We start from the raw sequence: 16,987 nt of genomic DNA, 5'->3' as shown, positions 1-16,987 counted from the left end.
AAAATCGGCGGCGTAATCGAGGACATTATCGCGGGCAAGCCTCGCTCCTACGGAAGATTCTGTAGGAGCGGAGCCCACGATCGTTTTTAATGCCCGCTGCGCAGCATTTCCTTGGGCACGTACTTGCCGATTTCGAACTTGCCGATAGCCGCGCGGTGCACTTCGTCCGGGCCGTCGGCCAGGCGCAGGGTGCGTTGCATGGCGTACATGTAGGCCAGCGGGAAATCGTTGGAGACCCCGGCCCCGCCATGAATCTGGATGGCCCGGTCGATCACCTTCAAGGCCACGTTCGGCGCCACCACCTTGATCTGGGCGATTTCGCTTTTCGCCACTTTGTTGCCGACGGTGTCCATCATGTACGCCGCCTTCAGGGTCAGCAGGCGCGCCATGTCGATCTCCATCCGCGAATCGGCGATCTTGTCGACGTTACCGCCCAGGCGCGCCAGCGGCTTGCCGAACGCGGTGCGGCTCACCGCACGCTTGCACATCAACTCCAGTGCGCGCTCGGCCATGCCGATCGAGCGCATGCAGTGGTGAATCCGGCCCGGGCCAAGGCGGCCCTGGGCGATCTCGAAGCCACGACCCTCGCCCAGCAGCACGTTCTCGTACGGCACCCGCACGTTGTCGAACAGCACTTCGGCATGGCCGTGGGGGGCGTCGTCGTAACCGAACACCGGCAGCGGCCGGACAATCTTCACCCCGGGGGTGTCGACCGGCACCAGGATCATCGAGTGCTGCTGGTGGCGCGGTGCGTCCGGGTTGCTCAGGCCCATGAAGATCAGGATCTTGCAGCGCGGGTCGCAGGCCCCCGAGGTCCACCACTTCTTGCCGTTGATCACCCATTCGTCGCCATCACGCACGGCGCGGGCGGCCATGTTGGTGGCGTCGGACGATGCCACGTCCGGCTCGGTCATGGCGAAGGCGGAGCGGATCTCGCCGCGCAGCAGCGGCTCCAGCCAGCGTTGCTTCTGCTCTTCATTGGCGTAACGCACCAGCACTTCCATGTTGCCGGTGTCCGGTGCCGAGCAGTTGAAGGGTTCCGGCCCCAGCAGGGAACGGCCCATGATTTCCGCCAGCGGCGCGTATTCGAGGTTGGTCAGGCCGGCGCCGAGTTTCGACTCGGGCAAGAACAGATTCCACAGGCCCTCGGCCTTGGCCTTGAGTTTGAGCTCTTCCATGATCGCCGTCGGCTGCCAGCGATCGCCTTCGGCGACCTGGCGCTCGAACACGGCTTCAGCCGGATAGACATAAGTGTCCATGAACGCGGTCACGCGCTCACGCAGTTCCTGAACCTTGGGTGAATAGGCGAAATCCATGGGCAGCTACCTTCTTGGCAAGGTGGTTGAGGGCATGGAACCGATGCTAGAACAGCTTACGAAAATTTACCTAGCCTATTCTCGGCGTGTATTAACATTCATCACCGATATATGATTGACTGATCAGGCAGGCCATCAACCCATCCCTCCCGACCCTAACAATAAGAGTGCAGCGCAATGAATCTGAGCAAGGTCGACCTCAACCTTTTCATCGTCTTCGACGCGATCTACACCGAAGCCAACCTGACCCGCGCCGGGCAGATCGTCGGCATCACTCAGCCTGCTGTCTCCAACGCCCTGGCCCGCCTGCGCGAGACCTTCAACGACCCGCTGTTCGTGCGGACCGCCCAGGGCATGGTGCCCACGCCCATGGCGCAGAACATCATCGGCCCGGTGCGCAACGCCCTGTCGCTGCTGCGGGTGTCGGTGCAGGAAAGCCGCATCTTCAATCCCTTGCAGGCGGTCAAGACCTACCGCATCAGCATGACCGACCTGACCGAGGCGGTGATCCTGCCGCCGCTGTTCCAGCGCCTGCGGCGCCTGGCCCCGACGGTGATCATCGAGAGCTTCCTGTCCAAGCGCCGGGAAACCACCAAGGAACTGGCCGCCGGCCGCCTGGATTTCGCCGTCGATGCCCCGCTCAACACCGACCCGCAGGTCCGCCACGTCAAGCTGATGGAAGACCGCTACGTCTGCGCCATGCGCAAGAGCCACCCGCTGGCGAACAAGGAAAAACTCAGCCTCGACGACTACCTGTCGCTGACCCATATCCACATTTCCAGTCGCCGCAGCGGCCTGGGTTATGTCGACCTGGCGTTGGGCAAGATGGGCATCCAGCGCAAGATCGCCCTGCGCTCCCAGCATTACCTGATGGCCTCGCAAGTGTTGCAACAGACCGACATGGTCATGACCGTGCCCGAGCGCTTCGCCCGGCGCCATGACCTGCAGGCGTTCAACCTGCCGGTCAACGACGTGCCGCCGCTGGAAACCCACCTCTACTGGCACGAAAGCACCGACCAGGACCCGGCCAACCGCTGGATGCGCGAGCAGATGATCGAGCTGTGCCAGCAGGTGACAGCCCACGAGAAAAAACTCGAAAAGTGACCGCTAGGAGCGAGGCTTGCCCGCGATAAGGAAGAACGTGGTGGTTCAGGGAAACCTCAACGTACCCATCGCGGGCAAGCCTCGCTCCTACGGATAGGGTTTCATCTTGCTTGACGTATACGTCAACCTCGAATTAGCTTAACGCCAAGACCTTTTTCGAGTGCCCCCATGAGCAGCCAGACCTACAGCATTTCCGACCTCGCCCGCGAGCTCGACATCACCACCCGGGCCATCCGTTTTTATGAAGAACAAGGCCTGCTCGCCCCCGAACGCCGTGGCCAGGAACGCATCTACTCGCCACGGGACAAGGTCAGCCTGAAGCTGATCCTGCGCGGCAAGCGCATCGGCTTCTCCCTGGCCGAGTGCCGCGAGCTGATCGAACTCTACGATCCCAGCAGCGGCAACCTGAAGCAGCTGCACAGCATGCTGGCGAAAATCGCCGAGCGCCGTGAACAGCTGGAACAACAGCTGCTGGACATCGAACAGATGAAGCTGGAGCTGGACACCGCGGAAGAGCGCTGCACCCAGGCGCTGGAGCAGACCATCCAGAATCAGAAAAGCGCCGTGCAGTAACCGCCCCGATTACGGTCGCCCGCAAAGCGGCCGCACCAGTAACACAGATAATCTGCCAGACAGACCGTAGCGCCTGGTTTTGCGTCGACTTCGTCGACGATCGCAGCCTGCGGCAGCGGCTACATCAGCGGCCCTACATATAAAAGGTAAAGCCCCATGTCCCTCCCCACCCATGTGCGCCTGGTCGAAGTCGGTCCTCGCGACGGTTTGCAGAACGAAGCCCAGCCCATCAGCGTCGCCGACAAGGTGCAACTGGTAGATGCCCTGAGCGCGGCCGGGCTCGGCTACATAGAAGTCGGCAGTTTCGTCTCGCCCAAATGGGTGCCGCAGATGGCCGGGTCCGCCGAGGTGTTCGCGCAAATCCAGCGCAAGCCGGGAGTGACCTACGGCGCCCTCGCCCCGAACCTGCGCGGCTTCGAAGATGCCGTGGCCGCCGGGGTCAAGGAGGTCGCGGTGTTCGCCGCCGCCTCCGAGTCCTTCTCCCAGCGCAACATCAATTGCTCCATCAGCGAGAGCCTGGAGCGCTTCGTGCCGATCATGGAGGCGGCGAAACAGCATGGCGTTACCGTGCGCGGTTACGTGTCCTGTGTGCTGGGCTGCCCTTACGAAGGCGAGGTGGCGCCGGAACAGGTCGCCGTGGTCGCCCGCGAGCTGTACAGCATGGGCTGCTACGAAGTGTCCCTGGGCGACACCATCGGCACCGGCACCGCCGGCGCTACCCGGCGGATGTTCGAGGTGGTGGCCGCCCATGTCCCGCGGGACAAGCTCGCCGGGCACTTCCACGACACCTACGGCCAGGCCCTGGCCAATATCTACGCCAGCCTGCTGGAAGGCATCGCGGTGTTCGACAGCTCCATCGCCGGGCTCGGCGGCTGCCCCTACGCCAAGGGCGCCAGCGGTAACGTCGCCAGCGAGGACGTGCTGTACCTGCTCAATGGGCTGGGCATCAAAACTGGTATCGACATGGAGCGCCTGATCCTCGCCGGCCAGCAGATCTGCTCCGTGCTGGGGCGGCCCACCGGCTCGCGCGTCGCCAAGGCCCGTTACCCAGGTTGAGGGGGTTGCCTGTTTCAGGGTGTTACCGACTGCTCTGGCGCACGCTCGAAACGGGTAACACGGAAACAGTTTGTCGATTTTCTAGCGGTACAGATGAAATGCCGTTTTTATCAAACCATTGATTTTAAAGGATTTTAAAAAGTTGGCATGGCTTCTGCTATATCTCTGGCATAACAAGAATAAAAAGCAGCAAAGCTAATAAAAATAAGACGAAACGACTCTGACATAACAAAAACAACACGGCAGAGACGCAGCTAACAGATTTTTTTGGAGAGGATGTGTTTTCCAGGGTGTCTTCAACAACAAGAGCCACCCGCAACCGGGCAGAGAACAATAAAACTACCCCAAGGTAGCTCCCGAACTGGTTGGTCGCTCAAGCGAGAAAATAGATCAGCGCTCAAAAAAATACGTTTGCTCTTGATCCCGGATGGGGATCGCCAAAAACAGCGGTAAAGGGTAACGGTTGCCAAAAACAACAACAGACCGCCCCTCAATAATAAAAAAGAGCACGCAACGACAAAATTAAAGGGGAGCTTCGGCTCCCCTTTGTGCTTTCTGCCATTCCTGTTTTCTTCCCTGATTCGGCGGCGACCTTGGGGTCGCTATCGCGAGCAAGCTCGCTCCTACAAAGAGCGAGCTTGCTCGCGATGACATCAGGAATGCCCGCGCAACTCCTCGATGCTGATCTCGCGCATCCTGAACTTCTGGATCTTGCCGGTCACGGTCATCGGGAACTCCTCGACGAACTTGAAGTAACGCGGCGTCTTGAAGTGAGCGATACGCTCCTTGCACCAGGCCTGCAGCTCCTCCTCGCTGGCCGTGTGGCCGGGGTGGAACTTGATCCAGGCGACAATCTCTTCGCCGTATTTCGAGCACGGGATGCCGATCACTTGCACGTCGGCCACCGCCGGATGGGTGAAGAAAAACTCCTCCAGTTCGCGCGGATAAATGTTTTCGCCGCCGCGGATGATCATGTCCTTGTTGCGCCCGGCGATGCACACGTAACCCTGCTCGTTCATGGTCGCCAGGTCGCCAGTGTGCATCCAGCCGGCCTGGTCGATGGCTTCAGCCGTGCCCTGCGGGTTGTTCCAGTAGCCCAGCATCACGCTGTAACCGCGGGTGCACAGCTCGCCGATGGTGCCGCGCGGCACGATATTACCCGCCTCGTCGATGATTTTGCTTTCCAGCTGCGGCTGGGTGCGGCCGACCGTGGTCACGCGCAGTTCGAGGTCGTCCGCCGGGCCGGTCTGCAACGACACCGGGCTGGTTTCGGTCATGCCGTAGGCGATCTGCACTTCGCTCATGTGCATCTCGCTGATCACCCGGCGCATCACCTCGATCGGACAGGTGGCCCCGGCCATGATCCCGGTGCGCAGGCTCGACAGGTCGAACTCGGCCCGCCGTGGCAGGTCAAGCATGGCGATGAACATGGTCGGCACGCCATACAGCCCGGTGGCCTTTTCCTCGGCCACGGCGCTCAGGGTCAGCAGCGGATCGAAGGCATCGTTGGGGTAGATCATGGTGGTGCCGTGGGTCACGCAGCCCAGATTGCCCATGACCATGCCGAAGCAGTGGTACAGCGGCACCGGAATCACCAGGCGGTCCTCGTGGCCCAGGCCCAGGCTCTCGCCGACCATATAGCCGTTGTTGAGGATGTTGTAGTGGCTGAGGGTCGCGCCCTTGGGGAAACCGGTGGTGCCGGAGGTGTACTGGATATTCACCGCCTGGTCGGGGTCCAGGCTGTCCTGGCGTTCGCGCAGCGCTTCGACACTGACGCCGGCCCCCAGGTCGGCCAGCTGCGACCAGGGCAGAAAACCCGACGGCGGCTGCGCGTCGAGGCTGATCACGCCGCGCAAATCCGGCAGGCGCTCGCTCTGTAGCTGGCCGATGGACTGCTGCGCCAGCTCGGGTGCCAGGCCCTGCAACATGGCGTGGTAGTCGGAGGTCTTGAACGCACCGGCGCACACCAGCCACTGGCAACCGGACTGCTTGAGCACGTATTCCAGCTCGGAACTGCGGTAAGCCGGGTTGATGTTCACCAGGATCGCGCCGATCTTGGCGCTGGCGAACTGGCTGATGCACCACTGGGCACAATTGGGGGCCCAGATGCCCAGCCGGTCGCCGGTCCTGAGCCCCAGGGCCAGCAGCGCCCGGGCATGCAGATCGACGGTTTCGGCCAGCTGCTGCCAGCTGTAGCGCAGCTGCTGATGACGCACCACCAGGGCTTCGCCCCGAGGGTATGACGCCACCGTGCGATCGAACGCCTGACCGATGGTCAGCGCCAGCAAGGCTTTGTCCTGGGTGCCGCGAGTGTAGCTGCGCCCCGGCGCGGGTGCGGGTTGATCCATGATGACCCCTATTGTCTTTATTGTAGGAGCGAGGCTTGCCCGCGATTGGAGCGCCGCGATGTCGCTATACGACCGCGTGATCCTTCATCGCCGGCAAGCTCGGCTCCTACAGATTCGCGCAAGTTGACGTTTACGTAAAGGGTGATTGACAGCCACCCGTCGCAGGCTTACGTTAACGTAAAGGTGAGAGCCGAATCAGCCGCTCTCCACAGCCCGACTCCCTTACATAAAAACAAGTTTGAAGGTGCCCCCATGAGCTATCCGACCCTGAACTTTGCCCTCGGCGAAACCATCGACATGCTCCGCGACCAGGTGCAGGCCTTCGTCAAGGCCGAGCTGGCGCCACGGGCGGCACAGATCGACATCGACAACCTGTTCCCCGCCGACATGTGGCGCAAGTTCGGCGACATGGGCCTCTTGGGCATCACCGTGCCGGAAGAATACGGCGGTGCCGGCCTGGGTTACCTGGCCCACGTGGTGGCCATGGAAGAAATCAGCCGTGGCTCGGCCTCGGTCGCCCTCTCCTACGGCGCCCATTCCAACCTCTGCGTCAACCAGATCAACCGCAACGGCAACCACGCACAGAAAAGCCAATACCTGCCCAAGCTGATCAGCGGCGAACACATCGGCGCCCTGGCCATGAGCGAACCCAATGCCGGCTCCGACGTGGTGTCGATGAAGCTGCGCGCCGACAAGCGCGGCGACCACTACGTGCTCAACGGCAGCAAGACCTGGATCACCAACGGCCCCGACGCCAACACCTACGTGATCTACGCCAAGACCGACCTGGAAAAGGGTCCGCACGGCATCACCGCGTTCATCGTCGAGCGCGACTGGAAAGGCTTCAGCCGCAGCAACAAGTTCGACAAGCTGGGCATGCGCGGCTCGAACACCTGCGAGCTGTTTTTCGATGACGTGCAAGTGCCGGAAGAAAACATCCTCGGCGTGCTCAATGGCGGCGTGAAGGTACTGATGAGCGGCCTGGACTACGAGCGCGTGGTGCTCTCCGGCGGCCCGACCGGGATCATGCAGGCCTGCATGGACCTGGTGGTGCCCTACATCCACGACCGCAAGCAGTTCGGCCAGAGCATCGGCGAGTTCCAGCTGATCCAGGGCAAGGTCGCCGACATGTACACCCAGCTCAACGCCAGCCGCGCCTACCTGTATGCCGTGGCCCAGGCCTGCGAACGCGGCGAGACCACGCGCAAGGACGCCGCCGGGGTGATCCTCTACAGCGCCGAACGCGCCACCCAGATGGCCCTGGACGCGATCCAGATCCTCGGCGGCAACGGCTACATCAACGAATTCCCCGCCGGCCGCCTGCTGCGCGACGCCAAGCTGTATGAAATCGGCGCTGGCACCAGCGAGATCCGCCGCATGCTGATCGGTCGCGAACTCTTTAACGAGACGAAGTAAGAGCAGCTGCAAGTTGCGAGCTACAAGCGGCAAGCCATAGCTGCCGTAACGCCGATTTACTCTTGCAGCTTGAAGCTTGTCGCTTCGAGCTGCGCTGGGAGCCCCAATGATTCTGAAGTCTCAGCTCAACCCGAAATCACCAGAGTTCGCGCAGAACGCTGCCAGCATGCTGGCCCAGGTCGATGCCCTGCACACCCTGCTCGCCCAGGTCCAGCAAGGCGGTGGCGCCAAGGCCCAGGAACGGCACACCTCGCGCGGCAAGCTGCTGCCGCGCGAGCGTATCAACCGCCTGCTCGACCCGGGCTCGCCCTTCCTCGAAATCAGCCAACTGGCGGCGTATGAGGTGTATGGCGAAGACGTACCGGCCGCCGGGGTGATTGCCGGCATCGGCCGGGTAGAGGGTGTCGAATGCATGATCGTGGCCAACGACGCCACGGTGAAAGGCGGCTCCTACTACCCGCTGACCGTGAAAAAACACCTGCGCGCCCAGGCCATCGCCCAGCAGAACCGCCTGCCCTGCATCTACCTGGTGGACTCCGGTGGCGCCAACCTGCCGCGCCAGGACGAGGTGTTCCCCGACCGCGAGCACTTCGGGCGGATCTTCTTCAACCAGGCCAACATGAGCGCCCAGGGCATCCCGCAGATCGCCGTGGTCATGGGTTCCTGCACCGCCGGCGGGGCCTACGTGCCGGCCATGGCCGACGAAGCGATCATGGTCCGCGAACAGGCCACCATCTTCCTCGCCGGCCCGCCGCTGGTGAAGGCCGCCACCGGTGAAGTGGTCAGCGCCGAAGACCTCGGCGGCGCCGATGTGCACTGCAAGATCTCCGGTGTCGCCGACCACTACGCCGACAGCGACGAACACGCCCTGGCCCTGGCCCGGCGCAGCATCGCCAACCTCAACTGGCGCAAGCAGGGCGAGTTGCAGCAACGCGCGCCGATCGCCCCGCTGTATGCCAGCGACGAGCTGTACGGGGTGATTCCGGCGGACGCCAAGCAACCCTTCGATGTGCGCGAAGTCATCGCGCGGCTGGTGGACGGTTCGGTCTTCGATGAGTTCAAGGCGCTGTTCGGCACCACCCTGGTGTGCGGCTTCGCCCACCTGCACGGCTACCCGATCGCCATCCTCGCCAACAACGGCATCCTCTTCGCCGAGGCCGCGCAGAAAGGCGCGCACTTTATCGAGCTGGCCTGCCAGCGCGGCATCCCGCTGCTGTTCCTGCAGAACATCACCGGCTTCATGGTCGGGCAGAAATACGAAGCCGGCGGCATCGCCAAGCACGGCGCCAAGCTGGTGACCGCGGTGGCCTGCGCCAAGGTGCCGAAGTTCACGGTGATCATCGGCGGCAGCTTCGGCGCCGGTAACTACGGCATGTGCGGCCGCGCCTACGACCCACGCTTCTTGTGGATGTGGCCCAACGCGCGGATCGGCGTGATGGGCGCCGAGCAGGCCGCCGGGGTGCTGGTGCAAGTCAAGCGCGAGCAGGCCGAACGTGGCGGACAGACTTTCAGCGCCGCCCAGGAAGCCGAGATCAAACAGCCGATCCTCGATCAGTACGAGCACCAGGGCCATCCGTATTACTCCAGCGCCCGGCTGTGGGACGACGGCGTCATCGACCCGGCGCAGACCCGCGACGTGCTGGCGCTGGCCTTGTCCGCGTCCCTCAACGCCCCTATCGAACAGAGCCGCTTCGGCGTGTTCCGCATGTGACCCGGAGCGCAATCGACATGAACGACTTCAACACCCTGGAACTGCTGAAGGACCCGCGTGGTTTCGCCACCCTGTGGCTCAGCCGTGAAGAAAAGAACAACGCTTTCAACGCCGAAATGATCCGCGAACTGATCCTCGCCCTGGATCAAGTGCAAAGCGATCCGGCCCTGCGCTTCTTGCTGGTGCGCGGCCGCGGCAAGCACTTCAGCGCCGGCGCCGACCTGGCCTGGATGCAGCAGTCGGCCGAACTCGACTACCACACCAACCTCGACGACGCCCGCGAGCTGGCCGAGCTGATGTACAACCTGGCCAAGCTGAAGATCCCGACCCTGGCCGTGGTGCAAGGCGCGGCCTTTGGTGGCGCCCTGGGCCTGATCAGTTGCTGCGACATGGCGATCGGCGCCGACGACGCACAGTTCTGCCTGTCGGAAGTCCGCATCGGCCTGGCCCCGGCAGTGATCAGCCCGTTCGTGGTGCAGGCCATCGGCGAACGCGCGGCACGCCGCTACGCCCTGACCGCCGAGCGTTTCAGCGGCCAGCGGGCCCGGGAAATCGGCCTGCTGTCGGAAAGCTACCCGGCAACCGAGCTGGAGCAACAAGTGGCGTCGTGGATCGACAACCTGTTGCTCAACAGCCCGTGCGCCATGCGCGCCAGCAAAGACCTGCTGCGCGAAGTCGGCAACGGCGCCCTGACCCCGGCCCTGCGTCGCTACTGCGAGAACGCCATTGCCCGCATCCGCGTCAGCCCCGAAGGCCAGGAAGGCCTGCGCGCCTTCCTGCAAAAACGCCCGCCCAGCTGGCAGCCCGCCCCGACCACCAAGGAGCCGCGTTGATGAGCGCCCCTGTCCTGACCACCCTGCTGGTGGCCAACCGCGGCGAGATCGCCTGCCGCGTGATGCGCACCGCCAAGGCCCTGGGCCTGACCACCGTGGCCGTGCACAGCGCCACCGACCGTGACGCCCGCCACAGCCGCGAAGCCGACCTGCGCGTCGACCTGGGCGGCAGCAAGGCCGCCGACAGCTACCTGCAGATCGACAAACTGATCGCCGCCGCCAAGGCCAGCGGCGCCCAGGCGATTCACCCCGGCTACGGCTTTCTCTCGGAAAACGCCGGCTTCGCCCGCGCCATCGAAGCCGCCGGCCTGATCTTCCTCGGCCCGCCGGCGTCGGCCATCGACGCCATGGGCAGCAAGTCGGCGGCCAAGGCGCTGATGGAAACCGCCGGCGTGCCCCTGGTCCCCGGTTATCACGGCGAAGCCCAGGACCTGGAAACCTTCCGTGTCGCCGCCGAACGCATCGGCTACCCGGTGCTGCTCAAGGCCACCGCCGGCGGTGGCGGCAAGGGCATGAAAGTGGTGGAGGACGTCAGCCAGCTGGCCGAAGCCCTGGCCTCGGCCCAGCGGGAGGCGCAGTCGTCCTTCGGCGACTCGCGGATGCTGGTGGAAAAGTATGTGCTCAAGCCGCGCCACGTGGAGATCCAGGTGTTCGCCGACCAGCACGGCAACTGCCTGTACCTCAACGAGCGCGATTGCTCGATCCAGCGGCGCCACCAGAAAGTCGTTGAAGAAGCCCCGGCCCCCGGCCTGAGCGCCGAACAGCGCAAGGCCATGGGCGAAGCCGCGGTACGCGCGGCGCAGGCCATAGGTTACGTCGGCGCCGGCACCGTGGAGTTCCTGCTGGACGCCCGCGGCGAATTCTTCTTCATGGAAATGAACACCCGCCTGCAAGTGGAGCACCCGGTCACCGAAGCCATCACCGGGCTGGACCTGGTGGCCTGGCAAATCCGCGTGGCCCAGGGCGAAGCGCTGCCGATCACCCAGGATCAGGTGCCGCTGATCGGGCATGCGATCGAAGTGCGGCTGTACGCCGAGGACCCGGGCAACGACTTCCTCCCGGCCACCGGGCGCCTGGCGTTGTACCGCGAATCGGCGGCGGGCCCTGGACGGCGAGTGGACAGCGGCGTCGAGGAAGGCGACAGCGTGTCGCCGTTCTACGACCCGATGCTCGGCAAGCTGATCGCCTGGGGCGAGAACCGCGAGCAGGCGCGTTTGCGCCTGCTGGGGATGCTCGACGAGTTCGCCATCGGCGGGCTGAAGACCAACCTGGCGTTCCTGCGGCGCATCATCGCCCACCCGGCCTTCGCCGCCGCCGAGCTGGATACCGGCTTTATCCCGCGTTATCAGGATCAGTTGCTGCCACCGGCCACCGCCTTGAGCGACGAGTTCTGGCAAGCCGCCGCCCAGGCGTTCGCCCAGAGCCAGCCGGACCAGCTGCGCGTCGACGACCGTCATTCCCCCTGGGCCAAGGCCAATGGCCTGCGCATCGGCCTGCCGCGGGAAACCGTGCTGCACCTCGACTGCGAGGGCCAGGACCGGGCGATCAAGCTGGACACCAACGCGGCCATTGCCTTGCACGGCGAACAGCTGTCGATCGAACACAAGGGACTGCGCCAGCAGCACCGGGCGATTCGCCAGGGCGACAGCCTGTACCTGCAGTGGCAGGGCGAGATGCACCGGGTCACGGCCTATGACCCGATTGCCGCGGTGGAGGCCAGCCACAGTCATCATGGCGGCCTGACCGCGCCCATGAACGGCAGCATCGTGCGGGTCCTGGTGCAGGCCGGGCAGAGTGTCGAAGCCGGCGCGCAACTGGTGGTTCTGGAGGCGATGAAGATGGAACACAGCATCCGCGCACCGCAAGCCGGGGTGGTCAAGGCGCTGTATTGCCAGGAAGGCGAGATGGTCAGTGAGGGAAGTGCCCTGGTGGAGCTGGAATAAGCTCCTGAGGCAGAAGATCGTTCCCGCAGCCTTGCGGGAACGATCGTATTTTTACGTCAGAATTTAGCGGTAGCCTGCACTACCACACCAATAATCCGACACTCATCGCTGTAAAGCGTCTTCGGATAAGTCGGATTCAACGGCACCAGATAACGTTGCCCACCCTCTTCCACCAGCTTGCGGAAAATCGCTTCGGTACTGCCCGGGCATTGCACGATCACCAGCTTGCCGGGAACCGCTTCCACCGCCGGATCCACCAGGATCAACATGTCCTGGGCGATGCTCAGGCCACTCGGGGCAATCATCGCGTCGCCCACCACGACCAGCCAGAACGCCGAGCCTTCGGCCTGGTAGTCGGAGAGCTCGTAACGCTCGGCGGCGTAGCCCGCGCCACCGGCCTCGCGCACCTCGCCAACGCCCCGCCAGTCGCTGACCGGGTAGCGAAAGTACGGGTTGTACTTCTGCACCAGTGACGGCCCTTCCAGCAGCAACTGGCCCTCGTCATCCACCTGTGGTTTTTCGCGGATCACCAGCGCGACTTCGAGAAAACCCAGGCCGATTTCTTCCAGCACGCGGTTCATGTCTTCGATCTTCGGCTGGCGCCGTTTGCTCAGCCAATGGCCGATGCCGCCCTGGGACATGCCCAGGCGCTCCGCGAGCTTTTCTTGTGTGACCTTGCGGTCCTTCATGTTGGATTTAACCAACTCGATCCATTTGTCCATGGACCGGAACAATACGTTGTGTATTTCCGCCCTCAACACACAAGTTGTAGTATTTGAAACCTAGTCACAAATACATTAAGTATTACCATTCCTCAGACCCTCTTATTCCACGTCAAAGGATGGAACCGCTCATGAGCACAACCAGCAAAGATGCACCGGAACTGGAAACCGATGTCGGCTTCAACGCCCTCAAGGACAGCGAGGCCGCCCGCCGGGCCATGGACTACTACTTGAAGCCGGCTATTGCAGAAGCGTCGATCGACGAGAAGTTCTTCGAAGTCAAAGACAGCATCAGCAGCGAGGAAGCGATGATCCACGCTTCCGACCTGCTGCGCTGCGCCGCGGCCAGCGCCTACGAGGCCGCCGACCACCTGCGGGGAACCCGGCGGGACCTGGCGTTTTCCGTGGTGCACATGATCGACATGGCCAAGGCGCTGGTGGATCGCTCGCTGGACAGCCAGCGCCAGGAATGAGAGGCGCGGCAGAATTCGCCCACGGCCGATCCGGCCGATGAACAAGGCTGACAACAGGGACAGGAAATTATTTTCTAAACGGCGGGGAAAAACATTTGACTTGCAAATGATAATGATTATTATTGCAAGCAACTGGTCGCGAGATCAGTCGATAACCCAAGAGACCTTAGGTCGGACTCCTGGATTATCTCCTCATCAGGCTAATCACGGTTTTTGACCCGGCTTTTTGCCGGGTCTTTTTTTTCTGCCAGTTTTTCTGGCTTGGCTTCAGGCTAATGAAGACTGGGTCCCGCTAAATTGGCGGCGATGATAGCAAAAGAATGCCTCATTGCAAGCCGACGCCCGCCGCAACGGCTCGCAAATGCAAAAACAGCGCTTGAGAATCAATCGCATAGCTTCTAAGCTGCTTTCGCGTCAAGGACGACGCCCCCCCTCTCCCGCGGAAATTACCCCGGTATTTTCCCTGCCTTGCTAAAGTAACGGCCATAAAAAATCCTGTTCAGGAATCGACCATGACCGTGGCTCAAAGCTCGTTTCAAATCTCTGCCAATTTCGACAGCGGCAATATCGAAGTACTGGATGCCAGCAACCCCTCGCAAGTCCTGCTGGCCATCAAGCCCGACACTCGCAGCGCGCATTTCCAGTGGTTCCACTTCAAGGCCAGCGGCCTGCGTGTCGGCCAGGAACACTGGTTCCGCCTGGGCAATGCCAGCAAGTCCTCGTACAACAAGGCCTGGAGCGGTTATCAGGCGGTGGCGTCCTACGACCACGTCAACTGGTTCCGCGTGCCGACGATTTTTGAAGGCGACACCCTGCGCTTCTGCCTTGAAGCCACCCAGACCCACGCCTGGTTCGCCTATTTCGAACCCTACAGCCGCGGCCGGCATGACTGGCTGATCGAGCAGGCGCTGACCAAGGCCGGCGCCGAACTGCTGGCCACCGGCAAAAGCGTCGAGGGTCGCGATATCCAGCTGCTGCGCAAAGGCAGCAGCGGCGAAGGCCGACGCAAGGTCTGGATCATCGCCCAGCAGCACCCTGGCGAGCACATGGCCGAATGGTTCATGGAGGGCGTGATCGAACGCCTGCAGCACCGTGACGATGCCGAGCTGAACAGGCTGCTGGCCAGCGCCGATCTGTACCTGGTGCCGAACATGAACCCCGACGGCGCCTTCCACGGTCACTTGCGCACCAACGCCATGGGCCAGGACCTGAACCGCGCCTGGCAGAGCGCCAGCCAGGAGCTCAGCCCGGAAGTGCTGTTCGTCCAGCAGCAGATGGAGCAGTACGGCGTCGACCTGTTCCTCGACGTGCACGGCGACGAAGAAATCCCCCATGTGTTCACCGCCGGCTGCGAAGGCAACCCGGGCTACACGCCGCGCCTGGCCAAGCTCGAGGAGCACTTCCGCAGCCACCTGAAACACAAGACCCGGGACTTCCAGACCACCCACGGCTACACCAGGGACAAGCCCGGCGAAGCCAACATGACCCTGGCCTGCAACAGCGTCGGCGAGAAGTTCGACTGCCTGTCGCTGACCCTGGAAATGCCGTTCAAGGACCACGACGATAACCCCAACCCGCTCACCGGCTGGTCGGGCAAACGCTCGATGCAACTGGGCAAGGACGTCCTCAGCACCGTGGCCGACATGGTCGGCATCCTGCGCTGATCCTGCTGCGCTGGCCGCGGCGCGAACCGCGGCCGGCGCCTATTGCACCGGCACCCGCCGGCAATCCTCGGGCCCGAGCAAGCGCCCATCCGCCGAGCGCAGCTCCAGCGGTCGCAGCGGCAGCCCCTGCTCGCGGTCGACCATCAGCGAATGCGCTTCCCCCTCCTCGTAGAAATACGCCTCGCCCCACTGCCGCAGACCGATGATCAGGTTGAACAGGCCGTTGCCCTTCTGCGTCAGCACGTACTCCTGATAGGCACTGCCGTCGGACGCCGGCAGCACCTCGAAGATGCCGTGGGCCACCAGGGTCCGCAGGCGGGCAGCGAGGATGTTCTTGGCCATCCCCAAATTGCGCTGGAACTCGCTGAAGCGGCGGATGCCGTCAAAGGCATCACGAATGATCAGCAGCGACCACCAGTCACCGATAGCGTCCAGCGAACGGGCCACCGGGCACTCGGCGCCCTCCAGGCTTGTGCGTTTGACCATGATGCAGACTCGCGACAGGAAAGTGGTTGCAATATAAAACCAGCCTCTCTACCGTACAACTGGTTTCATAAAGCAACCAGAACTCACGGAGCCGAGCATGACAGCCGCAATCGCCCCTTTGCCATCCGCCACCATTCCGGCGTCGGTGGTGCTGCTCTTTGCCATTGCCTGCGGGCTGGCGGTGGGCAATGTCTATTACGCCCAACCCCTGCTCGATGCCATGGCCCACAGCCTGGACATGCCGCGAGCGACCATCGGCCTGGTCATCACCCTGACCCAGGTCGGCTACGGTCTCGGCCTGCTGTTCCTGGTGCCGCTGGGCGACCTGCTGAACCGCCGGCGCCTGATCGTCGGCCAGACGAGCTTGTCGGTCGTGGCCCTGTTGATGGTGGCGCTGGCGGCGGACAGCACTTGGCTGTTGCTGGGCATGGCCCTGACCGGGCTGCTCGCGGTGGTGACCCAGGTGCTGGTGGCCTATGCCGCCAACCTGGCCGCGCCAGGCAAACGTGGCCAGGTGGTGGGTAGCGTGACCAGCGGCATCGTGCTCGGGATCCTGTTGGCGCGCACGGTCTCGGGAACCATGGCCGACCTGGCCGGCTGGCGTTCGGTGTACCTGCTGTCGGCCGGGCTGACCCTGCTGATGGCGCTGCTGTTGTGGCGGGTGCTGCCCAAGGTCGAGCAGCCGGCGGCAATGCACAGCTACGGCCAACTGATTCGCTCGCTGTTCGGTCTGTTCCGCGAAGAAAAGGTCCTGCGCGATCGAGCGGTGCTGGCGATGCTGATCTTCAGTGCCGGCACCGTGTTATGGACCCCGCTGGTGCTGCCCCTGAGCGCCCCGCCGCTGTCGCTGTCGCACACCGAGATCGGCCTGTTCGGCCTCGCCGGGGCGGCCGGAGCCCTGGGCGCCTCGCGTGCCGGACGCTTGGCCGACCGTGGCCTGGGACAATGGACCAGCGGCCTGGCGCTGAGCCTGATGCTGGCCTCCTGGTGGCCGATCGCCTACACCCAATCGTCGCTCTGGGCCCTGCTGCTGGGGGTGATCGTCTTCGACCTGGGTTTGCAGGCGGTGCATGTCACCAGCCAGAGCCTGATCTACAGCACCCGCCCCGAGGCCCAGAGCCGCCTGGCCGCGGGCTACATGCTGTTCTATTCGATCGGCAGCGCCAGCGGCTCGATCGGCGCCACCGCCCTGTACGCCTGGGCGGGCTGGACCGGGGTATGCCTGCTGGGCGCCGCGATCAATGGCGTGGCGCTGCTGTACTGGCGGTGGAGCCTGAACCCGCGCAAAGCCCCGGTGTGTGCCGGTTGAAACACATTGCCAGGGCTCTTGAGCGCACCGCCC

14 protein-coding genes are annotated in these 16,987 nt (G+C 63.4%); 10 read left to right on the top strand and 4 right to left on the bottom strand.

The genetic code is table 11. The features are described from left to right. Positions 1–86: 86 nt before the first annotated feature. Entirely contained in the window at positions 87–1,316 is a 1,230-nt protein-coding gene (locus tag NRG23_RS30670) for an acyl-CoA dehydrogenase (RefSeq protein ID WP_257373215.1), read from the bottom strand. 177 nt (positions 1,317–1,493) lie between these two features. Here NRG23_RS30670 and NRG23_RS30665 point away from each other — a divergent pair, with 177 nt between their 5' ends. The 3 genes from NRG23_RS30665 to NRG23_RS30655 all read left to right on the top strand — a co-directional run bounded on the left by NRG23_RS30665 (position 1,494) and on the right by NRG23_RS30655 (position 4,049). After that, positions 1,494–2,420: a LysR family transcriptional regulator gene (locus tag NRG23_RS30665; RefSeq protein ID WP_009044615.1), complete on the top strand. Its 927-nt coding sequence runs from the start codon at positions 1,494–1,496 to the stop codon at positions 2,418–2,420. Between the two features lie 168 nt (positions 2,421–2,588). After that, positions 2,589–2,993: a MerR family DNA-binding transcriptional regulator gene (locus NRG23_RS30660; RefSeq protein WP_007929654.1), complete on the top strand. Its 405-nt coding sequence runs from the start codon at positions 2,589–2,591 to the stop codon at positions 2,991–2,993. A 156-nt stretch (positions 2,994–3,149) separates the two neighbouring features. Continuing rightward, positions 3,150–4,049 carry a hydroxymethylglutaryl-CoA lyase gene (locus tag NRG23_RS30655; protein WP_009049814.1) on the top strand — a complete coding sequence of 300 codons (900 nt, stop codon included), beginning with the start codon at positions 3,150–3,152 and terminating at the stop codon, positions 4,047–4,049. 653 nt (positions 4,050–4,702) lie between these two features. On the opposite strand, the gene NRG23_RS30650 is transcribed toward NRG23_RS30655, so the two are convergent. Further along, complete coding sequence (locus tag NRG23_RS30650; RefSeq protein WP_257373214.1) at positions 4,703–6,397, bottom strand: AMP-binding protein; 1,695 nt, start codon at positions 6,395–6,397, stop codon at positions 4,703–4,705. 252 nt (positions 6,398–6,649) lie between these two features. Here NRG23_RS30650 and NRG23_RS30645 point away from each other — a divergent pair, with 252 nt between their 5' ends. The 4 genes from NRG23_RS30645 to NRG23_RS30630 all read left to right on the top strand — a co-directional run bounded on the left by NRG23_RS30645 (position 6,650) and on the right by NRG23_RS30630 (position 12,300). Continuing rightward, on the top strand, positions 6,650–7,813 hold the full coding sequence (locus NRG23_RS30645) for an isovaleryl-CoA dehydrogenase (RefSeq protein WP_009049816.1): 1,164 nt from the start codon (positions 6,650–6,652) through the stop codon (positions 7,811–7,813). A 106-nt stretch (positions 7,814–7,919) separates the two neighbouring features. Continuing rightward, entirely contained in the window at positions 7,920–9,524 is a 1,605-nt protein-coding gene (locus tag NRG23_RS30640) for a carboxyl transferase domain-containing protein (protein ID WP_124340460.1), read from the top strand. A 17-nt stretch (positions 9,525–9,541) separates the two neighbouring features. Continuing rightward, positions 9,542–10,357, top strand: coding sequence for a gamma-carboxygeranoyl-CoA hydratase (locus NRG23_RS30635; protein WP_016701921.1), 816 nt, complete (start codon positions 9,542–9,544; stop codon positions 10,355–10,357). Continuing rightward, positions 10,357–12,300, top strand: a complete 1,944-nt coding sequence (locus NRG23_RS30630; RefSeq protein WP_257373213.1) for an acetyl/propionyl/methylcrotonyl-CoA carboxylase subunit alpha — start codon at positions 10,357–10,359, stop codon at positions 12,298–12,300. Before NRG23_RS30635 ends, NRG23_RS30630 begins: the two co-directional genes overlap by 1 nt. 56 nt (positions 12,301–12,356) lie before the next feature. On the opposite strand, the gene NRG23_RS30625 is transcribed toward NRG23_RS30630, so the two are convergent. After that, on the bottom strand, positions 12,357–13,022 hold the full coding sequence (locus tag NRG23_RS30625; RefSeq protein ID WP_009049820.1) for a LexA family transcriptional regulator: 666 nt from the start codon (positions 13,020–13,022) through the stop codon (positions 12,357–12,359). A gap of 131 nt (positions 13,023–13,153) precedes the next feature. Between NRG23_RS30625 and NRG23_RS30620 the strand changes: the two genes are divergently transcribed. Further along, complete coding sequence (locus NRG23_RS30620; RefSeq protein WP_009049821.1) at positions 13,154–13,495, top strand: DUF6124 family protein; 342 nt, start codon at positions 13,154–13,156, stop codon at positions 13,493–13,495. Positions 13,496–14,007: 512 nt separating this feature from the next. Then, positions 14,008–15,159 (top strand): M14-type cytosolic carboxypeptidase, encoded by a 1,152-nt coding sequence (locus NRG23_RS30615; RefSeq protein ID WP_016701924.1) that lies wholly within the window; start codon positions 14,008–14,010, stop codon positions 15,157–15,159. A 39-nt stretch (positions 15,160–15,198) separates the two neighbouring features. Here the strand turns inward: NRG23_RS30615 and NRG23_RS30610 are convergent, their stop codons facing one another. Then, on the bottom strand, positions 15,199–15,645 hold the full coding sequence (locus tag NRG23_RS30610; protein WP_009049823.1) for a helix-turn-helix domain-containing protein: 447 nt from the start codon (positions 15,643–15,645) through the stop codon (positions 15,199–15,201). 97 nt (positions 15,646–15,742) lie between these two features. Here NRG23_RS30610 and NRG23_RS30605 point away from each other — a divergent pair, with 97 nt between their 5' ends. After that, complete coding sequence (locus NRG23_RS30605; protein ID WP_257373212.1) at positions 15,743–16,954, top strand: MFS transporter; 1,212 nt, start codon at positions 15,743–15,745, stop codon at positions 16,952–16,954. Positions 16,955–16,987 lie beyond the last annotated feature (33 nt).

This window comes from Pseudomonas sp. T8, from assembly GCF_024610635.1.
In the GTDB taxonomy this organism is placed as follows: domain Bacteria; phylum Pseudomonadota; class Gammaproteobacteria; order Pseudomonadales; family Pseudomonadaceae; genus Aquipseudomonas; species Aquipseudomonas chlororaphis_I.
This window is presented reverse-complemented; position numbering and strand designations above follow the sequence as displayed.